This is a genomic window from Pseudomonas sp. NPDC087342 (assembly GCF_044744265.1).
Taxonomy (GTDB): domain Bacteria; phylum Pseudomonadota; class Gammaproteobacteria; order Pseudomonadales; family Pseudomonadaceae; genus Aquipseudomonas; species Aquipseudomonas nunensis.
The window spans coordinates 869,482-892,193 of sequence record NZ_JBIUXZ010000001.1; the positions used below are offsets into that span (position 1 = coordinate 869,482).

Annotated in this window: 23 protein-coding genes; 12 read left to right on the plus strand and 11 right to left on the minus strand. The window is 57.3% G+C overall.

The window, feature by feature from the left end; genetic code table 11:
• The first annotated feature begins 61 nt into the window (after window positions 1-61).
• Window positions 62-967 (plus strand): LysR family transcriptional regulator, encoded by a 906-nt coding sequence (locus ACIOYV_RS03925; protein WP_401320994.1) that lies wholly within the window; start codon window positions 62-64, stop codon window positions 965-967.
• A gap of 1 nt (window position 968) precedes the next feature.
• Here the strand turns inward: ACIOYV_RS03925 and ACIOYV_RS03930 are convergent, their stop codons facing one another.
• Window positions 969-1,865 carry a LysR family transcriptional regulator gene (locus tag ACIOYV_RS03930; RefSeq protein WP_401320997.1) on the minus strand — a complete coding sequence of 299 codons (897 nt, stop codon included), beginning with the start codon at window positions 1,863-1,865 and terminating at the stop codon, window positions 969-971.
• Between the two features lie 109 nt (window positions 1,866-1,974).
• Here ACIOYV_RS03930 and ACIOYV_RS03935 point away from each other — a divergent pair, with 109 nt between their 5' ends.
• Window positions 1,975-3,393, plus strand: coding sequence for an aldehyde dehydrogenase family protein (locus tag ACIOYV_RS03935; protein WP_401321000.1), 1,419 nt, complete (start codon window positions 1,975-1,977; stop codon window positions 3,391-3,393).
• Window positions 3,394-3,411: 18 nt separating this feature from the next.
• On the opposite strand, the gene ACIOYV_RS03940 is transcribed toward ACIOYV_RS03935, so the two are convergent.
• The 6 genes from ACIOYV_RS03940 to ACIOYV_RS03965 form a co-directional block, all read right to left on the minus strand.
• Window positions 3,412-4,062 (minus strand): MliC family protein, encoded by a 651-nt coding sequence (locus ACIOYV_RS03940; protein WP_401321003.1) that lies wholly within the window; start codon window positions 4,060-4,062, stop codon window positions 3,412-3,414.
• A gap of 180 nt (window positions 4,063-4,242) precedes the next feature.
• On the minus strand, window positions 4,243-6,528 hold the full coding sequence (locus ACIOYV_RS03945; RefSeq protein WP_401321005.1) for an Orn/Lys/Arg decarboxylase N-terminal domain-containing protein: 2,286 nt from the start codon (window positions 6,526-6,528) through the stop codon (window positions 4,243-4,245).
• A complete protein-coding gene (potE, locus tag ACIOYV_RS03950) occupies window positions 6,525-7,934 on the minus strand; it encodes a putrescine-ornithine antiporter (RefSeq protein WP_401321008.1) in 1,410 nt (469 codons plus the stop codon). The genes ACIOYV_RS03945 and potE overlap by 4 nt, the downstream gene beginning before the upstream one ends.
• Before the next feature lie 301 nt (window positions 7,935-8,235).
• The gene (locus ACIOYV_RS03955) at window positions 8,236-9,210 is read right to left on the minus strand and encodes an NAD(P)-dependent oxidoreductase (RefSeq protein WP_401322593.1); all 975 of its coding nucleotides are present in this window, start codon (window positions 9,208-9,210) and stop codon (window positions 8,236-8,238) included.
• Window positions 9,211-9,240: 30 nt separating this feature from the next.
• On the minus strand, window positions 9,241-9,621 hold the full coding sequence (locus ACIOYV_RS03960) for a hypothetical protein (RefSeq protein WP_401321010.1): 381 nt from the start codon (window positions 9,619-9,621) through the stop codon (window positions 9,241-9,243).
• Window positions 9,622-9,927: 306 nt separating this feature from the next.
• Window positions 9,928-10,806 (minus strand): LysR substrate-binding domain-containing protein, encoded by an 879-nt coding sequence (locus tag ACIOYV_RS03965; RefSeq protein WP_401321012.1) that lies wholly within the window; start codon window positions 10,804-10,806, stop codon window positions 9,928-9,930.
• Window positions 10,807-11,011: 205 nt separating this feature from the next.
• On the opposite strand from ACIOYV_RS03965, the gene ACIOYV_RS03970 reads away from it, so the two are divergent.
• The 8 genes from ACIOYV_RS03970 (at window position 11,012) to ACIOYV_RS04005 (ending at window position 16,945) form a co-directional block, all read left to right on the plus strand.
• On the plus strand, window positions 11,012-11,437 hold the full coding sequence (locus ACIOYV_RS03970) for a VOC family protein (RefSeq protein WP_046054868.1): 426 nt from the start codon (window positions 11,012-11,014) through the stop codon (window positions 11,435-11,437).
• A 113-nt stretch (window positions 11,438-11,550) separates the two neighbouring features.
• Window positions 11,551-12,810: a cation:dicarboxylate symporter family transporter gene (locus tag ACIOYV_RS03975; RefSeq protein WP_401321015.1), complete on the plus strand. Its 1,260-nt coding sequence runs from the start codon at window positions 11,551-11,553 to the stop codon at window positions 12,808-12,810.
• Window positions 12,811-12,920: 110 nt separating this feature from the next.
• Entirely contained in the window at window positions 12,921-13,502 is a 582-nt protein-coding gene (locus ACIOYV_RS03980; protein WP_123508338.1) for a TetR/AcrR family transcriptional regulator, read from the plus strand.
• Window positions 13,503-13,559: 57 nt separating this feature from the next.
• Window positions 13,560-14,666: an alkene reductase gene (locus ACIOYV_RS03985; RefSeq protein ID WP_401321019.1), complete on the plus strand. Its 1,107-nt coding sequence runs from the start codon at window positions 13,560-13,562 to the stop codon at window positions 14,664-14,666.
• Between the two features lie 79 nt (window positions 14,667-14,745).
• The gene (locus ACIOYV_RS03990; protein WP_265038605.1) at window positions 14,746-15,489 is read left to right on the plus strand and encodes an SDR family oxidoreductase; all 744 of its coding nucleotides are present in this window, start codon (window positions 14,746-14,748) and stop codon (window positions 15,487-15,489) included.
• A 70-nt stretch (window positions 15,490-15,559) separates the two neighbouring features.
• Window positions 15,560-15,940 (plus strand): nuclear transport factor 2 family protein, encoded by a 381-nt coding sequence (locus ACIOYV_RS03995; RefSeq protein WP_401321022.1) that lies wholly within the window; start codon window positions 15,560-15,562, stop codon window positions 15,938-15,940.
• A 59-nt stretch (window positions 15,941-15,999) separates the two neighbouring features.
• Window positions 16,000-16,386 (plus strand): nuclear transport factor 2 family protein, encoded by a 387-nt coding sequence (locus ACIOYV_RS04000; protein ID WP_163910187.1) that lies wholly within the window; start codon window positions 16,000-16,002, stop codon window positions 16,384-16,386.
• Between the two features lie 118 nt (window positions 16,387-16,504).
• A complete protein-coding gene (locus tag ACIOYV_RS04005; protein ID WP_401321025.1) occupies window positions 16,505-16,945 on the plus strand; it encodes an SRPBCC family protein in 441 nt (146 codons plus the stop codon).
• A 113-nt stretch (window positions 16,946-17,058) separates the two neighbouring features.
• Here the strand turns inward: ACIOYV_RS04005 and ACIOYV_RS04010 are convergent, their stop codons facing one another.
• The 4 genes from ACIOYV_RS04010 to ACIOYV_RS04025 all read right to left on the minus strand — a co-directional run bounded on the left by ACIOYV_RS04010 (window position 17,059) and on the right by ACIOYV_RS04025 (window position 21,191).
• Window positions 17,059-17,871 (minus strand): oxidoreductase, encoded by an 813-nt coding sequence (locus ACIOYV_RS04010; protein ID WP_401321028.1) that lies wholly within the window; start codon window positions 17,869-17,871, stop codon window positions 17,059-17,061.
• Window positions 17,872-18,153: 282 nt separating this feature from the next.
• The gene (locus ACIOYV_RS04015; protein WP_401321031.1) at window positions 18,154-19,152 is read right to left on the minus strand and encodes an NADP-dependent oxidoreductase; all 999 of its coding nucleotides are present in this window, start codon (window positions 19,150-19,152) and stop codon (window positions 18,154-18,156) included.
• A gap of 97 nt (window positions 19,153-19,249) precedes the next feature.
• Window positions 19,250-20,038 (minus strand): SDR family NAD(P)-dependent oxidoreductase, encoded by a 789-nt coding sequence (locus ACIOYV_RS04020; RefSeq protein WP_401321033.1) that lies wholly within the window; start codon window positions 20,036-20,038, stop codon window positions 19,250-19,252.
• Window positions 20,039-20,090: 52 nt separating this feature from the next.
• Entirely contained in the window at window positions 20,091-21,191 is a 1,101-nt protein-coding gene (locus ACIOYV_RS04025) for an alkene reductase (RefSeq protein ID WP_401321035.1), read from the minus strand.
• Window positions 21,192-21,359: 168 nt separating this feature from the next.
• Between ACIOYV_RS04025 and ACIOYV_RS04030 the strand changes: the two genes are divergently transcribed.
• Complete coding sequence (locus tag ACIOYV_RS04030) at window positions 21,360-21,959, plus strand: TetR/AcrR family transcriptional regulator (RefSeq protein WP_401321037.1); 600 nt, start codon at window positions 21,360-21,362, stop codon at window positions 21,957-21,959.
• A gap of 34 nt (window positions 21,960-21,993) precedes the next feature.
• On the plus strand, window positions 21,994-22,635 hold the full coding sequence (locus ACIOYV_RS04035; protein WP_401322595.1) for a dTMP kinase: 642 nt from the start codon (window positions 21,994-21,996) through the stop codon (window positions 22,633-22,635).
• The last annotated feature ends 77 nt before the right edge of the window (window positions 22,636-22,712 follow it).

Consider the following 22,712-nt stretch of genomic DNA (forward strand, 5'->3'; position numbering starts at 1 on the left):
ATTCCGATAAGACGATAAATGCCTATAGTATTCATTCCAAATCATCGCCAAGCAGGCAGCCATGGACACGTTGGACGCGATGTCGATTTTCACGCGAGTGGTGGAGCGGGGCAGCTTCTCAGCGGTTGCCCGAGAGCTCGGGCTCAGCCAGCCGACGATCAGCAAACAGATCGGCGCACTGGAAAAGCGTCTGGGCGGCCAACTGTTTGCTCGCAGCACGCGCAACCTGAGCCTGACAGACGAAGGCCAGCGCTATTACGACCATTGTCGGCAGATCCTCGCGGCGGTGGACAACGCCGAACACAGTTTCCAGACCGGCCAGGAACGGGTCGCCGGGCCGCTGCGCATCGCTTCTTCCGGCAGTTTCGGGCGGATACAGATCGCGCCGCGACTGCACGGCTTCCTTCAGCAGCACCCCGAGGTGACCATCGACTTGCAGTTGAGCGATGAGAACGTCGATCTGGTCAGTGAGGGGATCGATGTCGCGGTGCGCATTGGCGAGTTGAAGGACAGCAGTCTGGTTGCCCGTCAGGTCGGACTGACAAAACGTCGGGTTTTCGCGGCGCCCGGTTATCTCGAACAAAACGGTGTACCCGCCACACCGGATGAGCTGAGCGCGCATAACTGCCTGGTGTTCAATCAGCTGGAGCACTTCGACAGTTGGCGCTTCGAACACGCCGGCGAATGGCAGAGCGTGCAGGTCAAAGGCAATGTGCGCAGCAACAATAGCGAAGCTATTCGGCAAATGGTCCTGAGTGGTTTGGGCCTGTCACTGTCGCCTTCATGGTTGTTTCACGAGGATCTGCAGGCCGGGCGGGTGGTGGCGGTGCTGGACGGGTACACGCCATCGTCGCTGCCGATCCATGCCGTGTTCCCGCCGGATCGCCGGCAATCGGCACGGGTGCGGGCGTTTACCGACTATCTGCGGGATGCGTTTGCGGTGGATGGTGATGTTTGTATTGCTTGAGCTAAAGGTCGGCTACTTCATGAATCACGCCTATCAGCGCACGCAGCCCGGCAGGCAAGTGACGATGACCGGAGTAGTAAAGGGAAAGCCCGGGAGCCGGCGTAGTCCATTGCTGCAAAACCCTTGTCAGGCGTCCGCTTGCCAGATCATGCGTGACGTACCACTCGGGCAACTGCACCAGCCCCAAGCCTTGCCTCGCGGCCTCCAGCATCAGGATGGGACTGTCCAGAACCAAGGGGCCCAGCACTTCAACCTTCAGCAAATTGTCTTCGCGCACGAACTCCCACGGTGAGGCAATCCCGCTCGGAAGCCGGGCGCGGATGCAGGTGTGCGCCGCAAGGTCATCGAGCGTGTCTGGCGCGGGATGTCGGCTCAAATAGTCGGGCGAAGCCACTACGACCATTGAGATGTCTTCACTGATGGGCACGCGGATCATGTCCTGCGGGATGCGTGAACTGGCACGCAGGCCGGCGTCGAAACCCTCGGCAATAATGTCCACCATCCGCCCGTCAGTCGCGATGTCTACCGTCATGCCGGGATAGCGACTCAGGAACGTCAACAGGATGGGTTGGAGAATCATCAGCGCCGCGCCGAGGGAACTGTTGATGCGCAATGTGCCGGTAGGCAGGGCATTGTGTTCCGACAGCGTGGCCATCGCCTCTTGAATGGTGATGACCGATGGGCCGATTTGATTCACAAAGGTCTGGCCCGCCTCGGTCAACGAGACACTGCGGGTGGTGCGGTGAAACAGTCGCACACCCAGCCGGGCTTCCAATCCAGCCACGGCATTGCTGACGGCGGTGGTCGACATCTCCAGTTCTACCGCTGCCGCGCGAAAGCCGTTGCGCCTGGCCACGGCCAGTACCACTTCCAGTTCAGTCAGGCCACTTTTATACATAGTCCCGGTTTCCGAAATAACTCATCCGTGTTTGATCATATTATTAAAACAGTGAGGAGACCTTAGATTGTGGGGGACCGAACTCGGACACACTCAGGAATTCCTCATCATGTGGCACATCAATCAGGCTTATATCGACGGCAAGTTCGTTCCCGTGCAGGGACGTGAAATCGTGGAGTGCATCAATCCAACGACAGAAGCGCTCATGGGCACCGTCACACTGGCCAATCGTGACGATGCGAAACGCGCAATTGCGGCGGCCCATCGTGCTCAGGTCGCAATGGGGCGCACCACCAAGGCGGAACGTATCGACATGCTCAAGCGCCTTCAGGCGGCCGTGCTGGCCAGCACCGAGCAGATACGCGACACCGCCATCGAAGAATACGGCGCCCCGTTTGCCCGCGCTCAATGGGTCAGCCAGTATGCTTCGCAGTGTTTTGCCAACGCAGCGCAAACCCTGGAGGCCTACGAACTGGTTCGCCCGATGGGAGCCGCAAAGGTGTTTATGCAACCCGTCGGCGTTGCGGGCTTGATTGCCCCCTGGAACAGCACCGCCGGCACGATTTGCAGCAAATTGGCCTCCGCGATTGCTGCCGGTTGTGCTTCGGTCATCAAGCCAAGTGAGTTGAGTGCCCTGCAGGCCCACACGCTAGCCCAAGCCCTTGATCGCGCAGGTTTGCCTGACGGTGTTTTCAATATCCTGCTGGGTCGAGGCGGCGACGTGGGCGACGAAATCAGCACCAGTCCCCAGATTGCCAAAATCTCATTCACCGGATCGACACCGACGGGCAAGTTGATTGCTCACGCCGGTGTCGAGACCCTTAAACGGGTGAGCCTGGCGCTCACGGGGAAATCCGCCTCTATCGTCCTCGACGACGCAGACTTCGACACCGCCATACCCTTGGCTCTGAATGCCGCCTTCATGAACAACGGCCAGGCCTGCGTCGCCGGTACGCGCTTGTTGGTGCCGCGTGCACGCTTGAAGGAAGTCATAGAACGGGCCAAGACGTTAGTGGCTGCGTTGGTCGTGGGAAACCCTCAAAATCCGGCAACGGACATTGGGCCACTCGTCAGCCGGGCCCAATACGATCGGGTGCAAGGTTTCATCCGCCGGGGGCAAGAGCAAGGCGCGACGCTGATTGCAGGTGGGGAAGGCCGACCCTTCGGGCTGGAAAAGGGTTACTTCGTGCAGCCCACGGTATTTGCTGACGTTAGCAACGACATGGACATCGCGCGTGAAGAAATTTTCGGTCCGGTGCTGTCGATCCTTGCGTATGACAGCGAAGCGCACGCCATAGAAATCGCCAACGCCACAATTTACGGTTTACAGGCGTATGTGTTTTCGCAGCGACAGGAACGCGCGAACGGCATCGCGTCCCGATTGGAGGCCGGCACCGTACTGATCAACAGAATGACTCCGGATCTTCTCGCCCCGTTCGGCGGCGTCAAGCAGTCCGGGATCGGCAGGGAGTTTGGCATTCTTGGGCTTGAGGCATTTCTGGAAGCAAAGACGGTTGCATCGCAATAAAGGCTGCCGGTACCAACATCAGCCGACCGGCTCTGCCGTACAACTCATGGCCCCCGAGCCTGGCTTCTGGAACAGCACCCCATTGTCGGTTTGCCAGAAGCTGTAATCCCCCTGGCGATCCTTGCCGGTGTAGCGGGTGCCCGAATTGCTCGGTACCTGGTTCAGGGTGATCGAGGCGTTCGCCCATTTCAGGTACACGGCACCGGGTTGCGTGAGAAAGAACGTGGCGGCAATCAGCGCGTTCAATCCGGTACAGCGAAACGCCAGTGGGCCTTCGGTGAGGCGGTCGGGATCCTTGGTCCGCACAATGGCCGAGCCCTGGCGCAGTTGGTGGGCGCGCTCGGCATAACTGCGGATCACGCACGCCTTGGGCTCCGGATCGGTGCCGCACTGATTGCGCGCGGCCATCCAGAATCGCTGGTCGATGACGATTTTGTCCGGCCGCGGGACGGCACGTTCATCCGTGAGCGCCAGGCGATACAGGCGCATGAGTTCCATATCCATCTGCTTCAATTGCGGGTCGCGACAGATCAGCTTCTCGACAGAGGCCTTTGCCAAGGTGCAATCGAAGGTGGTCTTGATGGGCGTTGGGGGCTCGGCACTGGGAGGCGTCGCCGCGCAGACGTTGGCAGCGAGCAGACAGGTGAAAAGGGCCATGACCGTTTTCATGTGGGTTTCATCCAGTGTCAGCAACTGTGATTAAACGGGTTAGAGCTTGGCCGGTAGTTGACTCAATGTCTACTCCGCCCGGGCCATCGTCACCTGATCACGCAGATACAAAAACGCCCCGACATGTCGTCAGGGCGTTTTTATGTTCAGGCCCACAGGCAGCGGTGAACCCCACTTACCTCATTTCAACACCAGCAGACGATAAACCCCGGCCTCGCTTTCGATGCCGTGGGTGTCATGGGTGAAGCCCGGGAAGGATTTGTCGAACGCTTCCAGCGCCTTGAGATACGCCAGCAACGGCCCGTCCGCAGGCCCGGCGTTCTCGCCCGGCATCAACAATGGAATGCCCGGTGGATACGGCACGATGCCCGTCGCGACGATGCGGCCGGCGGCTTCTTCGAGGGTGACCAGTTCGATGTCGTTGCGCACCAGTTTCTCGTAGGCCTCCACCGGGCTGAATTCGGCTTTGGGCAGCATGCCGAACGCCTGGGCCATATTGGCGGTGGTCTTGTGTTTTTTCATGGCGGCGAAGATGTCGTCGGCCAGGTCCTTGAGGCCCATGCCTGTGTAGCGCGCCTGATTGGCGGCCAGCAGGTCCGGGAGGCACAGTTCCAGTTCGACGTTGGCGTCGTAGTCGCGCTTGAAGTCGAGGAGGGCGTTGACCAAGGTGCCCCATTTGCCTTTGGTGATGCCGATCGAGAACAGGAACAGGATGGTGAAGTCGGTGGTTTTCTCGACCACGATGCCCTGGCGACCGAGGTAGGCCGTCAGCACACAGGCCGGGATGCCGGATTCCAGCAAATTGCCGTCATCGCCCATGCCGGGGCTGAGCACCGAGACCTTGATCGGGTCCAGCATGCAGTAGCCTTCCTCGATGTCGCCGAAACCGTGCCACACCTCGTTCGGGTGCAGGACCCAGCAGTTCGGCTCGGTTTTCAGCAGTAGCGGATCGACTTCATGGAACGGCACCGTGGCGTTGCCCACTTGTACAGTCGGCGGCTGCCAGCAGGTGAAGAACCAGTCGTTCTTGCTCAGCATCTCGTTGTGCATGCGCGAGATGACCTGGCGGAACGCGACGGCTTCTTCGATGGATTCGCTGGTGAGGATCTGCCCGCTAGGGGCTTCCATCATCGCCGAGCTGACATCGCAGGAGGCCATGATCGCGTAGTTGGGCGAGGTCGAGGCGTGCATCATGAACGACTCGTTGAAGCGCCCGTGTTCGATGGGATTGCGCCCGTTACGCACGTGGATCATCGAGGCCTGGGACAGGGCGGCCAACAGTTTGTGGGTCGATTGGGTGGCAAAAACGGTTGGCTTCGACGCGTCGTGATCGTCCGGGCTGCCGTGCATCGCAAAGCGCTCGCGATACAACGGGTTGAACCGCGCGTAGCCGTACCAGGCTTCGTCGAAATGCAGACGGTCGACGCTCTGGCCCAACAGCTCTTCGACGCGGGTGACGTTGTAGGTCAGGCCATCGTAGGTGGAGTTAGTAATGATCGCGTGAATCGGCGTCGGGTCGATCCCGTCCTTGACCAGCGGGTTGTTGGCGATGGCGGCTTTGACGCCTTCGGCGCTCAGGGTTTGCGGCAGGATCGGGCCGATGATGCCGAAGCGGTTGCGGGTCGGCACCAGGTAGGTCGGGATCGCGCCGGACAAGGTCATCGCGTGTTCGGCGGATTTGTGGCAGTTGCGGTCGCACAGGGCAATCTGGTTGCGCGTGACGCTGGCCATGAGGATGACGCGGTTGGAGGTCGACGAGCCGTTGGTGACGTAATAAGTACGATGGGCGCCGAAGACCTTGGCGGCATAGCGCTCGCCCTGGCCGATCGGGCCGCTGTGATCAAGCAGCGAACCGAGTTCGCCGACCGAGATCGACAGGTCGGAGCGCAGCAGGTTTTCCCCGAAAAACTCGTAGAACGCCCGGCCCGCAGTACTTTTCAGGAACGCCGTGCCGCCGGCATGCCCCGGCGTGTGCCAGGAATATTCATAGGTCCGCGCAAACTTCACCAGCGCACCAAACATCGGTGGCAGCGCGGCTTGGCGATAGCGTTCGATGGCAGCCAGGATGCGGCCGCTGAGGAACCGACTGGTGTCCTCGGGCAACCAGATAAAGTCGTCGGCGTGTTGCATGACCACCAGCGGAATACTCGACGCGGTGCTGCGGTCGCTGATCAGGAACACCGGTACGCGAGTATTGCGTTCGCGCAGGCTGACCAGCAGCTGGATGCATTCCTCGTGGCCTTCACTTTTGTCCATTTCCCAGCTGAGCAGCACGCATTGCACGGCCGGATCCGAGCGCAGGATCGACGTGGCGTCGCTCAGGGTTTCCGACGCAATAACGTGCACCGCGCGTTCTTCCACATCATTGATCAACTGATCCAGGGCGCGACCGAATACGGTGCGTTTGTCCGGCGGGTTGCTCACCAACAGCGTGAGCATCCCGAGCGTGTGTCTATATTCCGTCATGATTGAGGCTCCAGAGTGGCGGATTGCAAGTGGTTGACCGGCACCGGCTCGCCCTTGATGTGCTGCGCACTGACAGTCTGGGTCGGTACGCTGTTATTCAGTGCTTCGAGACGGATCAGGCGGTTATTGACGAAGCCGAACAGCGTGTAGCCGAAGATCGTCGCCACGCCGCCGAGCATCAGCGCTTGCTCGCCCGAACTGTAGAGCGCGAGGTAGCTGTAGGCCGCCGCGACCCAGGCAATGATGTTGGTGGCCAGCGCTTTGCCGGCCGGTACGTTGGAGACTTTTTGCATGGTCGCCAGCGCCGCCATGGACAGGATGTACGGCACCAGGTTGGTCACCACCGCCAGGTTGACGAGGGTGTCGAATTGCTTGCTCAGGTCCGGACTGATGGTGAGCAGGCTCAGCGCGGTCTGGCCGGCGAGGAGGATCAACATGCCGACAATGGGCGTGCCAGCCTTGTTGGCCTTGGCGAAGATCGGCAGGAAATAGCCGGTGTCCGCCGAGCTTTTGAACACCTGGGCAATGGTGAACTGCCAACCGAGCAGCGAGCCGATGCAGGCCAGAATCATGGCCGCCATCACGATATCGCCGATCAGCGGCGTGAACATTTTGGCGAACACCAGCCCGAATGGGGCGGTGGAGGAGGCCAGTTCCGGGTTGGAGACGATACCGGCGATGACGTTTGTGGAAACGATGTAGATCACCGCCGCCCCCAAGGTGCCGCCGAGTACCGCAATCGGTACGTTCTTCTCGGGGTTTTCAACCGCGTCGGTGTTGGCGCACGCCGATTCCAGCCCGAGGAAGGCCCACAAGGTGATCGCCACCGAAGCCCCGGCGGCTTCGAACCAGCCCTTGTCGTGCGGGTTCCAGCCAGCGGCGTAGACACTGCTGTCGAACCAGAACCAGCCGACCGTCGACACCAGCACCACAGGCGCAATCACGCCCCAAACAGTCACCGCGCCGATCCGCCCGGTAATCCGCGCGCCGCCAAAGTTGGCGAACGTGGTGATCCACAGCAAGGCAATGGTCGCCAGGCCCACTTGCAGCGAGTCCAGCTTCACGTCGAACAGCACCTGGATGTAACCCACCGCAGTGATGCTGATCGCCACATTCGCAATCAACAGCGATACGCCATAGGTGTAGTTGGTCAGGTAGTTACCGGCCTTGCCGAAGGTGTATTCGGCATAGCCACCCATGCCGCCGGTCTTGCGACTGAGCATCCCGCACCGCGCAAAGGCATACGCCAGTGCCAGCGAACCGGTGGCCGTGATCAGCCAGGAAAGAATGGAAATAGCGCCGACCTCGGCGAGTTTGGTGGGTAACAACACAATGCCCGAGCCCAACATGTTGACGGCCGTCAACATCGTCAGTTGCCCCACACTCATTTTCTTCGCGACTGACATTCCGTTGCCTCATTAGATTGCGTGGTGGACTTTTAGATATAGCAAAGGATGGGGAGGGTGCAAGGAATGGAGGTGTTTAATCACGATTTGGAATAAGCCGAAGGTGCGGACATCAATGCTTTGGCCATTAGCTCAAGCTGGGAAGGCATAGACACAGGATAGCCGCCGGTCGGAACCTGACCTGAGAAAAACGTCTTCGTCCGGCAAATCGTGATCGCCGCCGATCATCTTTGAGCCAGTGTTGAAGCAAGAGGAGTGATGACACTTGGCTCCTCTTGCTTGATTGCCCCGTAGGTTCGGCTCAATCAGATACTGATTGTCCCGCCGCTGCCAATGTGCGCCTTTCCTCGACTTCGGCCAGTACGGCAAGATCCTTATCGCCTTCACCATGTGCGATGGCATCCAGCAGGTTGGCGCGGATCAGGTCCGCTGTCGGCAGCTGGATCGATACGTCGGCAGCGGCGGCGAGGATCAAGTCGACGTCTTTAAGCCCGAGGGACGCCTTGAAAGCGGCCGGCTCATATCGGCGCTCACCGATCAGGGCGCCGTAGCCTTGATACACCGGGCCGGTGAAGATAGTGGTCGATACCAGGTCGATCAGCGCGGCGGAGGGCAGATCGTGACGGGTTACCAACACCGCCGCTTCACTCATGGCTTGCACCGCCGACACCAGCAGGAAGTTGGTGGCCAACTTCATGGCGTTGGCGCTCGCGGCTTTATCACCCAGGCGCCACGTTTTTCGCCCGATCAGATCAAGAAGCGGCTGGACGCGATCGATAGCCGCCTCCGGTCCGGCGACCAGGATGTTGAGTTGAGCCGTGGCCGCGACGTTGGGGCGACCCATCACTGGCGCGGCGATGTAGTCGATGCCCTGCGCTTCGTGCAAGGCGGCCAGCTCCTCGGCGAAGGCGACGGCAATCGTCGCCAGGTTGACGTGGATCAGCGGGCCCTTGAGCTGGGCCAGCAACCCGGAATCCAGTAACACCGCACGCAGTGCCTTATCGTCAGCCAACATGCTGAACACGATATCTGCGTTAAAGGCCTGTGCCGGGGTCGTCGCGGTGTGGGCGCCAAGCTCGACCAGTTTCTGCGCCGGTTCCGGTGAGCGATTCCACACCCACACTTCGTGACCACTTTTCAAAAGATTGGCAGCAATCGCCTGGCCCATGCTGCCAAGCCCCAGGAAACCGATTTTCATAAGCTGTGCTCCTTGTCTGCGAGAGTCCAAATGAATCTGCCGAGGTGATCGTTCATAACTACAGAAGCTTCGCGCCACAGTGTCGGCTTTGCGGATATAAGCGGGCAATCAATACCGCTGATATTTCGAACCGAACTCAGGGCGGTTTTCGGCGACGACCACACCGGCTTGCACGGCATTGCCTGGGCTGAACAGCGCGACACGTTCGCGCAGTTCTTGCAGGCGATCGGCGCCGCCTTCGGCCACACGATTCTGGATCAGGCGATCCGAACCACCCTCGGCGACACGATTCTTTTGCAGGTTTTCAGAGCCATATTCCGCGACGCGATTCTGTTGCAGCCGATCCGAGCCGCCTTCCACCAGCAGTTGCTGGGCCGAGCTATGGGCGGCAGCGCTCAGGGTATTGGCCGAGGCCAGGTTCGACAGGCCGAGGCCGCCAATCAGTGCCAGACCGAGTGCCAGGGACGAGACTTTCGAGAAGTTGAACATGGGTGATGCTCCGTGCGTTTAGTTTGAGTGGGTCGGTAGCTGCTGCTATCCGGTGAACACAGTTAAACGTTCGGGTGTATCGGTGATGTGTGCGTGGACGCCGCGAAGTCGGGTGTTGCGTATCTAGCGCGGGGTTTTATACAGACGGATACAAATCCTTTACCCACACCTCAAAGCCAGCGGGGAGGGCAGGGTCATTAACTTCGCCTCGTTGGCCGGTGTGATCGGCTTGCAGGGATACGCCCCTTACAACATGGCGAAGGAGGCAGTACGCACCACCAAGTCAGGCCTTTTTCCTGTGTGGATTTATTCAGAACCGGTCCTGACTTGCTCATTGATAAGTTGGGCCAGTATCCGCACCGGTTCGGTAAGGCTCTGTCGAGACCTGTGCACGAGCCCGATATCACGGTGGAAGGTGTGCTGTCCGAGATCGATCGCTCGTACACCGGCGGGCCATTCCTGATCGGTTGCGGTCTGCGGCACCAGCGCTACACCGACGCCGTTCTCCACGAGCTTAATGATCGCCTCCAGTTCATCCAGCTCGCAAACTTCGCGCAAGGTGAAATGCATCTGCCGAAGGAAGCGATCCACCTGCCGGCCCCCGAAGGATGATCGGTCGTACCGAATGAATGGTTGGCTTGAAAGCAGTTTTGGCCAATCGTCTCCCGGCACGTCGCGCGGGACGATCAGCCGGTAGGGCTCAAGCGCCAGGGTCGTCCAGCGTAGATCGCTCTGGAGCGAGAAGGGTGGGCGAATGATTGCGGCCATGTCGATCTCGCCGGCATCCACGAGGTTCACCAACTCCATCGATAGCCCCGGGATTACGCGGGTTCGGCACTGCGGGCATTGTTGGTGAAACCTGGCCAGAGCATCTGGAAGATAGGATCGCTGTACGGAAGCGATGGCACCGATGTTCACCAGCACGCTCGCAGGAAGTCCGACCGTGGTGGAGCCCAGATTGTCGTAAAGCCGAAGCAGCTCTTGCGCTTGCAGGAGTATTTGATGGCCCATCCTGTTCAGGTGGGCCGAGCGTCCCTTCCTGTCGAATATCTCAAAGCCGAGCTCGGCCTCCAGACGCTGAATCTGGGCGCTCACCGCTGCCTGGGTGAGGCCGATTTTATTCCCGGCAGCGGCAAACGTACCTTCCCGTGCAACGGCGATGAGTGTTTTGAGTTCTTTGATCATTCACAAATATTAATTGTGTTTCTAAGAAATTTATATTGATTTTTTTGTTTTGTGGGGCGCCCTACGATGTGCCTGTCCCCCCGGCAACAGCCCGAACCCATGAGCCGATGTCGGCGGGATGACGGAACTTGAAGCGTCGCGAAAAACCAACGGCCAGCATTCATGCACTCCGTCCTTTACCAACAAAAACTGTATTGGAGTTCTGATGAGCCTATCGCCTTTCCACCTCGCAATCCCCGTTTACAACCTCGCTGGCGCACGCACGTTTTACGGCGAAGTGTTCGGCCTGGAAGAAGGTCGTTCCAGCAACCAGTGGGTCGACTTCAACTTTTATGGCCACCAGTTGGTTATTCACGAACACCCAAAAACCGCGTCCCAGGAAAGCGTCCATAGCAACCCGGTAGACGGCCACGACGTACCTGTTCCGCACTTCGGCATCATTCTGGGCTGGGAAGAATGGGAAGCGCTGGCCGAACGCCTGAAGTCGTTTGGCACTGAGTTTGTAATCGAACCCTACATTCGTTTCAAAGGGCAGGTCGGCGAGCAAGCCACCATGTTTTTGTTTGACCCTTGCGGTAATGCCCTTGAATTCAAGGCCTTCAAGGATATGAGCCAACTTTTCGCCAAATAAGAACCGTGTTGGCACAACAGCGTTGTGCCATTTGAACTCAAGTGAGCTGGAAGCTCATGAATCTAGCAACTGCCTATTAATGCAGTCCTTTCATTCCAACAAGAAGGCTAGACATGAAACGTATTCCCTTGGTGTGGCAAATCATTGCCGGGCTGTTGCTTGGCGTGCTCGTCGGTTGGTATTTCAATACCCATCCGCAGTATCAATTGTGGGTTAGCGCGGAAATCCTGAAACCGCTGGGCGATATCTTCATCAAGATGATGAAGATGGTCGTTGTTCCGATCGTGTTTTGTTGCATGATCCTGGGCATCGCAGGAGGCGGAGATAACAAGTCATTTGGTCGCATGGGCATCAAGTCGCTGGGGTACTTTTTTGCGATCACCGGCCTGGCGATTGTGATGGGGCTTTGCTTCGCGAATGTATTCGCGCCTGGCACAGGCACTGATATTTCCGGCATTACGCATAGCGCTGCGTCCATCACGATGGAGCCTTCGAAGGGCGCTCTCGTGATTGTGCAGAACATCGTTCCGGACAACGTCTTTGTGGCGATGTCGGAAGCGAAGTTGCTGTCGGTGCTGTTCTTCGCTGTCCTGTTCGGCATGGCCTTGAACTCGCTACCCAGAGAGAAAAGCGCGCCAGTGGTCGCGGTGGTTCAGGGTATATCCGATGCGATGTTCAAAGTTGTCTCAATCGTCATGGCTTACGCGCCAATAGGCGTGTTCGGCATGATCGGCGCTACCGTCGCAACCTTCGGCTTTGCCTCGCTATTGCCTTTGCTCAAGCTGATTGGCGTGGTCTACCTGGCACTGATTGTCTTTGCATTGGTGGTACTTGGCGGTATTTGCTATCTGATCGGCGAGAACATTTTCAAGCTGATCAAGTATTTCCGGAATGAGCTGATTCTTGCGTTCTCGAGTGCCGCATCGGCAGCAGTCATGCCGCAGTTGATGAGCAAGCTGGAGAGCTATGGAGTCCCGCGCCGAATCGTCAGTTTTGTGGTGCCGGTGGGGTATGCGTTCAATCTGGATGGCGCATCGATTTTCCTGGGCGTTGCGACGATTTTTGTCGCTCAGCTTTATGGCATTGATCTGTCGTTATCTCAGCAGATCTTGCTGGTGGTCACGATGGTGCTTACCTCCAAAGGTGCTGCAGGGGTGCCTGGATTCGCCATCATTATCTTGTCTGCGACGTTGGCTTCTGCCGGTCTTCCATTGGAAGGAGTGGCGCTTATCGCGGGGATCTTCAGGATTATCGATAGCGGAACCACCACGCTGAACGTGCTGGGTAATGCCATCGCACCCTTGGTGATCGCCAAGTGGGAGAGGGCGGTCCTTGAGCCTTCACGAATCAATCAGGTAGTGCAAAAAGCGTAGCGATCCGCGAGAAGACGTTCGACAGGAAACGCTAACGGCTGAGTCGGTTGATCAGGTGCAGGCAGGAGTTTCTAGACGACCGGTCTAGTTTTGTGTAGGCTGCCTTCCCTATGAAGAAACCTATCCAAGACATGCGACAGCACATCATCGATGTGGCCAAGTCGCTGATGACCAACAAGGGTTACACCGCCGTGGGGCTGTCGGAAGTGCTGACAACCGCTGGCGTACCCAAAGGGTCGTTCTATCACTACTTCCGCTCGAAAGAAGAATTCGGCCAGGCACTGCTCGAAGAATATTTTCAGGAGTACATCGGGCGCGTCGATATCGTCATGGCCGCAGAAGGAACCGGAGCGGAGCGGCTGCTGGGCTATCTGCACTACTGGGCGAAGACGCAAGCGTTCGATCATCCCGAGGAGAAATGCCTGGTGGTGAAGCTGGGCGCTGAAGTCTGCGACTTGTCAGAAGACATGCGCACGGTGCTGGAGGAAGGCACCGCGCTGATCATTCAGCGGATCATGCGTTGCGTCGAGCAGGGCATGGCCGATGGTTCCATCTCGCCGACTCAGGACGCGGCGATATTAGCCGAATCGCTTTATCAGCTATGGCTGGGCGCTTCGCTGTTGGTCAAGGTCAAGAAAACCATGGCCCCGTTTGAAACCGCACTGATCACAAGTAAACGCCTGCTGGCCTAGGGGCGTTTTTTTTAACCAAATTACTAGACGACCGGTCTAATATTTGAGGTATTCAACATGATTGATAACAGTCATAACACCGACCTTTTTTCGCCCACGCAGATGGGCGCCTTGCAACTGGCCAACCGTATTGTCATGGCTCCAGTGACACGCAGCCGGATGGCGGAGGACGGCGTGCCGAATGAGCTGCACGCCACTTACTACGCCCAACGTGCCGGCGCAGGCCTGATCATCGCCGAAGCCACGAACATTTCTGCCCAGGGCCGCGGCTATGCCATGACGCCGGGTATCTGGTCGGAAGAACAGGTGGCAGGCTGGAAAAAAGTCACTGACGCGGTACACGCGGCGGGCGGCAAGATCGTCAGTCAGCTATGGCACGTAGGCCGATTCTCCAGCGTCGAGTTACAGCCAAACGGCGAGGCACCGGTCGCTCCCTCGGCAATCAAGGCCGAAGGCACGACCTACACCAACAATGGCATGGTCGAAGTGTCCATGCCTCGGGCACTTGAGACTTCAGAGATCCCGGGGATCATCGAGCAGTACCGGCATGCGGCAGAAAATGCAAAGCGAGCCGGTTTTGATGGTGTGGAAGTCCATTCTGCCAACAGCTATCTGCTTGATCAGTTCCTGCGTGATTCCACCAACCAGCGTACTGACCAATACGGCGGCTCCATCGAGAACCGGACGCGGCTGACGCTTGAAGTCACCGAAGCCGTGGTCGCGATCTGGGGCAGTGACCGGGTCGGCATCCGTCTTTCGCCGGTGACACCTGACGCAGGTAATACGCCCCCTGACAGCAACGTCATGGCGACTTACGGCTACCTCATTCAGCAGCTGAACAGATTCAACCTGGCCTATCTGCACTTCGTCGAAGGCGCCACCGCCACTTCTCGCACCGTTCCGGAAGGGGTGGATCTGGACGCGCTGAGTGCGCAGTTCGAAGGGCCGTTCATTGGTAACAACAACTACGACCTGGATATGGCGCTCGAGCGCCGGGCGCAAGGCCGGATTGACGCGGTAGCGTTCGGTCGTTTGTTCATTGCCAATCCAGACCTTGTAGAGCGCCTGCGTCGTGGTGCCGAACTGACCATCGCGCCACGTGAGAGCTATTACGGCGGAGGCGCCAAGGGTTACACCGATTGGCCAACGGCCAACGCCAACTAATCACAGGTTCCCCCTGCGTCGACTCGGCACAGGGAGGCTCCGTCGCGAGCGCATTTCGCCGCACAAGAGGCACTCAAATATGAATTATCTGCAAAACAAGGTCGCCATCGTCACTGGCGCATCTTCCGGCATTGGCGCCGCCACCACTCGTGCACTCGTCGCACAGGGAGTCCGCGTAGTAGCGGCAGCACACGATCAGCAAGGGTTGGAAGCGTTTGTTGCAGAACTGCGTGAGTCAGGCAGCGATGTGGTTGCCTTCACCACCGACGTTACCCATCCGGATCAAACCAAAGCGTTGGCGAAGTTTGCACAAGACACCTACGGCGCCGTGGACATCTTGGTCAACAACGCCGGCCTGATGCTCTTTTCCAACTGGGTCGATCTGGCCGTGCAAGATTGGGAAAAGATGATCGATGTGAACATCAAGGGCTACCTCAACGCTATTGCTGCTGTATTGCCGTTCATGCTTGAACAGAAATCCGGGCAGATTCTCAACATGGACTCTGTTGCAGGTCACCAGGTCGGGCCGGCGGCGGGTGTTTACAGCGCAACCAAGTTTTTCGTCCAAGCCATGACCGAGTCCATGCGCAAGGAGTTGGGCGTGCAGCATGGCATTCGCGTCAACACCGTCAGCCCCGGCGTGATCAATACCGGCTGGGCGGACAAGGTCAGCGATCCTGAAGGGCGCAAGGCTGCTCAGGAGCTGAACCGGATTGCCATTGCGCCTGACGATATCGCCCGCGCTGTGATTTACGCGCTCAACCAACCGGAAAACGTCACCGTCAACGATCTGATCATCTCGCCGACACGCCAGGATTGGTGATTGTCGGCTGAGTTTCTTCCATCCGCTCAGCCAAACGGCTCACCGGAAACACCCAATCAGGAGTCACATCATGAGCCATCCAACTTACGTCCAGGAATACAACGCGATCGTCGACGTGCTTAGCCAATACAACGAAGGTGGGGCCAAGGCTGATAGCGCTTTGATGAAGCCCGCGTTCAACGAGCAGGCCACCATGTTTGGGGTCGACGGCGACAAGCTCGTCGGCGGTGCGATCCAGAATCTGTACGACGTCATCGACAACGCTTTCCGCCCATCTCCCGAAGCCAAAGCCGCGATCGTTCGCATCGACATCGTGGGCACTGCCGCCAGTGCTCGCGTCGATACCGACAACGTTTCGGGATTTCGTTTCACCGACTTCTTCAACCTGCTGAAGGTAGAAGGCAAGTGGACGATCGTCAGCAAGATTTACCACACCCATCCGAGCGTTTGAGCACTCGAGCGCCTGTGGCGAGGTGTGTTGTACCTCGCCCTTATTGAAAGGAAAGAACCATGTCCAAGAACATCAAGGCAGTACCGACTTCCGAGTACAACGCTGTCATCGCTACCGCCAATCAGTACGTTGAAGGTCTGCGTGTGGGCAGTGCAGAAGGCGTTGCGCAAGCTTTCCATAAAGACGCCGTGATGTACGGTTTCACAAACGGTGAGCTGCTTGGCGGCCCGATCAAGAATCTGTTTGATTTCGTTCAGAAGAACGGCAGTGCCCCAGAAATTACGACTCGCCTCGACATCCTGGCGATCACACCCACCACAGCCGTGGTGCGTGTCGATATGGAAAAGGATGCGATCGGCGCCGACTACAACGACTACCTGACCCTGATCAAAATCGACGGCATCTGGAAGGTCATCGCCAAGGTTTATCACCAGTTCGAAGGTTGAGCGTTCACCGATCCCGGTTGAATCAATGCCGGGATCGGAGTTCGTTCATCATCGACGGCGCGGGCAAAAGCCGAGGTTAGCCGTTTTCAAAAACAGATCGTTTGAAGAGAGATACACGATGCCGATGGTTGAGTTTTCCGCTGTCCTGGACAGCGATGCAGGACACGCCTGGGGCGTATTGAAGAAATTTGGTGAGATTCATAAATGGCATCCCTCGATTGTCGAAAGCAGCATTGAGGGCAACCAACCTGATGGATTGGTTGGCTGTATTCGCAAACTCACGTTGGCCGATGGCGCAGTTGTCAGGGAGCGCCTGTTATCGGTTGATGATCGCAATACAACGCTGTCCTACCGCTTCGAGGAAGCTCCATTGCCGCTGGATAACTATGTGGCCACGGTAAAATTGGCCTCGCTTACTGGACAGTCCAAGACGTTCATCCATTGGTCTGCAAGCTTTGACCTGCAAGATTTGAGTACCGCAGAACAGTACCAGGAACTTATTCGAGGACTGATCGTGGATGGCCACAACAGTCTTCAGTTATTTCTTACTCAGCACTGAACACTCAGGTGGGGCCGCGATAGCATCGAGTCCTGGCTGACCAAGTGATTTGATTTGAGTACAGAAGGGCCGTTGATGGCCCTTTTTTTAGTTCGACTTTTACTGCGCCGGCTTCAAACTGGCAGGCGAAATTGCTTGCGCAAGGCTTTGTCAAAAATCTTTGCGGGGGCAAAACGGCGCAGCATGCTGATTTGTCGCGCGGCCTTGCCCGCAGTGTAGCGATGCTGAGGGCGGACATCGGTCGCCGCTTTCACTACAACTGCCGCCACGACTTCTGGAAGATCGGCTATGGGCATCACCTCGCCTAATAGTGCCTTGAACCCGGCTCGAGCCTGATCGTATTCCTTCAACTTCGAGTCCGGCTCAATGCCGTTTTGATCGAAGACGGTGCGCACGAATGCCGGCTCGATGACCGATACTCGAATTTTGAAGGCACGGACCTCGTGATCAAGAGATTCCGAATAGCCCTCTAAAGCATGTTTGACCGCCGAATAATGAGCGGAGTAGGGCGCGGGCACCAACCCCAAAATAGATCCGATATTGATGATGCGCCCTTGCCCTCGTTGCCGCATCGACGGCAACACCGCATTGGTCATGCGGATAACTCCAAACAAATTCACATCGAACAGTGCCTGCACCTGCGGGATCGAGAATTCCTCTGCGCCCCCAAGTAAACCAACACCCGCATTATTGACCAAGAGATCGATCCGCCCGGTCTGCGCGAGTACGGTGGAAACGAGCGCACTGACAGATTCATCATCCGTCACATCGCAAGTGAGCATCGACACCTGCGTTGGACTGTCACCAGCCTTGCGACTTGTGCCAAACACCGTATACCCCGCACGCACCAGAGCCTCGGCAGTTGCTTGACCAATACCGGATGATGCACCGGTCACTATCGCGGTTCTTTCGGAAGATGTTTTCAATTGATACTCCAGTGTGTCCGTGAGTTGCTTTCGGCGATAGCAAGCAGCTGGTTCGACGCTATTGCTCCAGCATTAATTTTCGCCAGACTATTGTTGAAGGCGCTGGCGTAGCGGGTTGGGACTGCAACTCAATTTTTCCCGGTGGTGAAGTCGGGTTAATACAGGACACTTCTGATAAGTGACCTTCACGTATAACTGAACCAGGCGTCTCGTTCGGCTGGCTGGTCGAGTTACAGACCATTAAGTCGACGCAGCAGCGACCGTTATGGGGTACCTGCTTAGTCATATGAGCTTGATGACCACTTTACCTTTGGCTCTGCCCCGTTCGACGTAGCTCAATGCCTCAGCCGTTGACTCAAACGGGAAGGTTCGGTCGATCACAGGTGTGATAACTCCGGACTCGACAAGCGCAGTGATTTTCTTCAATTGAGCACCGCTCGCACGCATGAATACGAACGCATATCTGACGTCCTGTTTGCGCGCTTTTCTGCGGATGCCGCTGCTCAACAGACGCATTACCCAACCCAGTCCCCAGAACAGCTTTTGCTCTTGTGCGAACTCTGGTGTCGGTGGCCCCGAGATGGAGATAAGTTGGCCACCAGGTTTGAGAATGCTGAGTGATTTTTCCAGGTCGACAGGGCCGAGGCTGTTCAATACGACGTCGTAGTCGCGCAAGACGCTTTCGAAGTTTTGCTGCTTGTAGTCGATGACGACGTCCGCTCCCAACGCCTTGACCCAACCCACGTTACTTGTGCTGGTCGTCGTCGCAACAAAGGCGCCCAGATGCTTTGCAAGCTGGATGGCAATTGTGCCAACACCACCGGAACCCGCGTGGATAAAGACTTTTTGCCCCTTTTTCAACCGGGCTGTTTCAACCAGCACCTGCCAGGCGGTCAGCGCAACCAAGGGGAGGGCAGCAGCCTGTTCCATGGAGATGTTTTTGGGTTTCAGTGCAAGAGCACTTTCATCCACCGCAATCAGCTCGGCAAAGGCGCCAATGCGTGATTGAGGAGGACGGGCATAGACCTCGTCACCCGCCTTGAAGTTGTGCACGCCCGATCCCACGCGAACCACGACGCCGGCTAAGTCATTACCCATAATCAAAGGGAATGAGTACGGCAGGATCAGTTTGAATTCACCTTTGCGGATCTTCGAATCCAGCAGATTGACACTGCTGGCATGCACCTCAATCAGGACATCGTTGATTCCAAGTTCAGGTACCGGTACCTCGCCAATACGTCCATGACTCTTGCCGTAACGGTCGATCAAGAAGGCTTTCATGATTCAGTTCTCATGGTTTTAATGGGATGGCAGCCTGCCTGTGCCACGCATCCGCATAATGAAAAACCCGGCAGGATCAGCATCTGCTGCATGACAATCACGCCTCGGCTTGATAACGCTCGGCGACTTCAGACTGACGGATCTCTGAAATCAAACCTTGGCGGGCAGCCTGCAGAGCATCCCAACGACCGGCGTCTTTTAACGGTGGAATGGTCACCGGCTCGCGACGATCAAAACCGACCAGCGCAGCGTCGACCAGATCGCCCACGTCCATGATTTCGCTCAGGGTATTGATATCGATGCCCGCGCGTTCCCAGATTTCCGTGCGGGTGGCCGCTGGCAGAACAGCTTGCACGTATACGCCTTTGGGCGAGAGTTCAAGGCTCAGCCCTTGCGATAGGAACAGGACAAAGGCCTTGGTCGCGCCATAGACGGTCATGCCGAATTCCGGTGCCAGTCCGACGACGGAGCCGATGTTGATAATCGCGCCATTGCCGGCGTGTGCCAGGCGCGGGGCGATTGCGCTGGCGAGTCGTACCAGCGCGGTGGTGTTGAGCGCGACCAGGTTGGTAACGCTGTCGGTGGATTGTTCGATGAAGCTGCCGGATTGGGCGGCTCCCGCATTATTCACAAGGATGCCAATGCTGGCGTCATCGCGCAGACGAGCTTCGACGGTCGCCAAATCAGTGATTTGAGTCAGGTCAGCTTGAATAACATCAATGGCCACACCGTATTTCTCACGTAGCCGGGAGGACAGTGCGTCTAACCGGTTTTTGTCGCGGGCAACCAACACCAGATTGTGCCCGCGTTGGGCAAAGCGCTCGGCGTAAGTGGCGCCAATGCCAGTCGAGGCGCCGGTGATGAGTACGGTTTCATTGATGCTCATAAATGGATTCTCTTGAATGGATGTCGATAAGCGATTCAGTCACTGTGACTGTTCAGCCTTGTGCGGAGCGGGACTCGGCAAGCGTCGGGTAGTCGATGTAGCCCGCTGCGCCACCGCCATACAGGGTTGCAGGATCGAGTGCTGATAAAGAGGCAGCGGTTTTGAGTCGCTCAACCAGATCAGGGTTGCCAATAAACGGACGCCCGAAAGCAATGAGGTCCGCCTTGTCATCGTTGATTGTCGAGGTGGCCAGATTCAGGTCGTAGCCATTGTTGGCGATGTAGGTATTTTTGAAGCGTTGACGCAGGGAGCCAAAGTCGAAGGGCGCAACATCACGCGGGCCGCCGGTTGCACCTTCGACCACATGAAGGTAAACGAGGCCCATGGCGTCGAGTTGATCGACAACGTAGTTGAATTGGGCTTGCGGATCGGTGCTGGAAACACCGTTGGCAGGCGAGACGGGTGAAAGTCGGATACCCGTTCGCCCAGCACCGATCTCGTTCACCACAGCCGCAGTGACTTCAAGCAACAAGCGAGCGCGATTTTCGACCGAGCCACCGTAGGCATCAGTGCGAACATTGGCACCGTCCTTGAGGAACTGATCCAGCAAATACCCGTTTGCCCCGTGGATCTCTACGCCGTCAAACCCCGCAGCGATGGCGTTCGACGCCGCCTGGCGAAAGTCGTTAACGATCCCGGGAAGTTCGCTGATATCGAGGGCTCGCGGTTCCGAAACGTCCACGAAGTGATTGTTGACGAATACTTTTGTGGCGGGACGCAGAGCAGAGGGCGCTACCGGAGCGGCACCGTTTTCCTGCAGGTCGATGTGGGAAACGCGCCCGACATGCCAAAGTTGCAGGAAAATTCGTCCACCTTTTTCATGAACCGCCTCAGTGACTTTTCGCCACCCATCTATCTGTGCCTGGGTATAAATTCCGGGCGTATCTTGATAGCCCTGTCCTTGCTGCGAGATCTGCGAAGCCTCGGAAATCAGCAGGCCTGCGGACGCTCTCTGGCTGTAATAGGTCGCAGCGAACTCACTCGGTACAAAACCCTCGCCAGCTCGGTTACGGGTCAACGGCGCCATTACGATTTTGTTGGAAAGTGTTAGCGAGCCGAGCGTGTATGGCTCAAACAACGTCTTATCGTTCATATCGTTTCCATAATCGTTGATCAATGACGGCGACGTGCGCCGTGCCCGCGAAAATTCGCGATGACGAGATTTATGATGTCGCTCATGCTCAAAACTGTCAACGCTTTTGATTACGACCAACATCAGAGTATGATGCGGACATTGCTTTGAGATGCAGAGGCGCACGAAATGAAGATCACCAAGACGCAATCACTCGCTAACCGAGCGCATATCGTCGAGACGGCTTCCGAGCTTTTTCGTGACCGTGGCTACGATGGCGTGGGGGTGGCGGAACTGATGGCTGCAGCCGGTTTTACGCAAGGTGGTTTCTACAAGCATTTCGGCTCCAAAGCCGATTTGATGGCAGAAGCGGCTGAAAATAGCCTGTCAAAATCCCTATCGAGTGCCAGCGATCTCGACGTTACGGGATTTGTAAACCTTTACGTGTCGAGGGATCACAGAGATGGCAGGGGAGTGGGTTGTACGATGGCAGCACTGTGTGGCGACGCTGCTCGTCAGTCGAGTGAGTTGAAGGCGACCTTTGCCGACGGAATAGAAAACACACTGGCGGCGCTCGAAGAAAAGTACAAAGATGGTCAGGACACGCTGCAGGAAGGAGTGCGAGCAAAGATGATCGACCTGCTGGCGCATGCAATCGGTGCCGTCATGTTGTCGCGCGCTTGCCCGGATGACTCTTCACTCGCTGATGAAATACTCGAAGTTTGCCGCGCTGAGATAATTGCGTCATTGCCGTCGCGTCCAGCTAATGAGTCGCAGGAGAACACCTGACGACGGGCTCATAACAGAGCGTTTCTCAGTCTGAATTCGAAGAAGGAATCGTCCGCTGTTTGTATCTCTAGATGGGCCCAAGGGAACTGGCAAAACCACACTGTTGGAAGCCATTACGAAAGTACTGAGGGCCGACAACAAAAAGGTGATCCGACTCTGCGAGAGTAAAAGCGATCCCTTCAGGGGTGAAACAATGGCTCTCGTTAACCAACTCGTCAGAAATCCCTCCCGGGATTTGGAGTTGAGGGTTTGTGAGCGCTTTGCCGATAGCCGTGCCTGGATTTCCCGGCACGTCCTGCCTAAGCAGCCGCCCGGCAGCATCATCCTGATCGATCGCTGGTACCCGTCAGATGCCGCGTTTCGCCGCATGGTCCCGTTTGCAGAAATTTTGCAGATGAACATTGATCGAAACGTGCGAGTGCCGGACCTGCATGTCGGGGTTGTCACCGACCCCGATATTTCATGGGCCAGGGCTGCGGCACGATCGCGTGGGCTGAGCAGTACGGTGATGCATAAGCTGGAAGAACAGGTCGCCACTACCAAGGCATTCGAGCACGCGATTGCGGATCACGGCTGGGTTTTGTGCCGGAATGAAGGAACGATCGAAGACGCAACGATGCAGGTGGTTGCTGAGATCTCCAGAGTTCTTGGATGCACTGTAGGCGAAGCCGGTTAAGGCTTCGGTCAACCTCAGCTGAATTGCTTTGGATTCACTGGACACCTTTTCAAGCTCCTTTGGACTGTCTCTGGGAA

Coding starts and splice junctions, on each gene's coding strand:
- ACIOYV_RS03960 (WP_401321010.1), bottom strand. CDS start 9,621: ATGTTCAACTTCTCGAAAGTCTCGTCCCTGGCACTCGGTCTGGCACTG.
- ACIOYV_RS03965 (WP_401321012.1), bottom strand. CDS start 10,806: ATGATCAAAGAACTCAAAACACTCATCGCCGTTGCACGGGAAGGTACG.
- potE (WP_401321008.1), bottom strand. CDS start 7,934: ATGTCAGTCGCGAAGAAAATGAGTGTGGGGCAACTGACGATGTTGACG.
- ACIOYV_RS04020 (WP_401321033.1), bottom strand. CDS start 20,038: ATGAGCATCAATGAAACCGTACTCATCACCGGCGCCTCGACTGGCATT.
- ACIOYV_RS03995 (WP_401321022.1), top strand. CDS start 15,560: ATGAGCCATCCAACTTACGTCCAGGAATACAACGCGATCGTCGACGTG.
- ACIOYV_RS03930 (WP_401320997.1), bottom strand. CDS start 1,865: ATGTATAAAAGTGGCCTGACTGAACTGGAAGTGGTACTGGCCGTGGCC.
- ACIOYV_RS03980 (WP_123508338.1), top strand. CDS start 12,921: ATGAAGAAACCTATCCAAGACATGCGACAGCACATCATCGATGTGGCC.
- ACIOYV_RS03925 (WP_401320994.1), top strand. CDS start 62: ATGGACACGTTGGACGCGATGTCGATTTTCACGCGAGTGGTGGAGCGG.
- ACIOYV_RS03935 (WP_401321000.1), top strand. CDS start 1,975: ATGTGGCACATCAATCAGGCTTATATCGACGGCAAGTTCGTTCCCGTG.
- ACIOYV_RS03990 (WP_265038605.1), top strand. CDS start 14,746: ATGAATTATCTGCAAAACAAGGTCGCCATCGTCACTGGCGCATCTTCC.
- ACIOYV_RS04005 (WP_401321025.1), top strand. CDS start 16,505: ATGCCGATGGTTGAGTTTTCCGCTGTCCTGGACAGCGATGCAGGACAC.
- ACIOYV_RS04000 (WP_163910187.1), top strand. CDS start 16,000: ATGTCCAAGAACATCAAGGCAGTACCGACTTCCGAGTACAACGCTGTC.
- ACIOYV_RS03970 (WP_046054868.1), top strand. CDS start 11,012: ATGAGCCTATCGCCTTTCCACCTCGCAATCCCCGTTTACAACCTCGCT.
- ACIOYV_RS03940 (WP_401321003.1), bottom strand. CDS start 4,062: ATGAAAACGGTCATGGCCCTTTTCACCTGTCTGCTCGCTGCCAACGTC.
- ACIOYV_RS03985 (WP_401321019.1), top strand. CDS start 13,560: ATGATTGATAACAGTCATAACACCGACCTTTTTTCGCCCACGCAGATG.
- ACIOYV_RS03945 (WP_401321005.1), bottom strand. CDS start 6,528: ATGACGGAATATAGACACACGCTCGGGATGCTCACGCTGTTGGTGAGC.
- ACIOYV_RS03975 (WP_401321015.1), top strand. CDS start 11,551: ATGAAACGTATTCCCTTGGTGTGGCAAATCATTGCCGGGCTGTTGCTT.
- ACIOYV_RS04030 (WP_401321037.1), top strand. CDS start 21,360: ATGAAGATCACCAAGACGCAATCACTCGCTAACCGAGCGCATATCGTC.
- ACIOYV_RS04015 (WP_401321031.1), bottom strand. CDS start 19,152: ATGAAAGCCTTCTTGATCGACCGTTACGGCAAGAGTCATGGACGTATT.
- ACIOYV_RS04025 (WP_401321035.1), bottom strand. CDS start 21,191: ATGAACGATAAGACGTTGTTTGAGCCATACACGCTCGGCTCGCTAACA.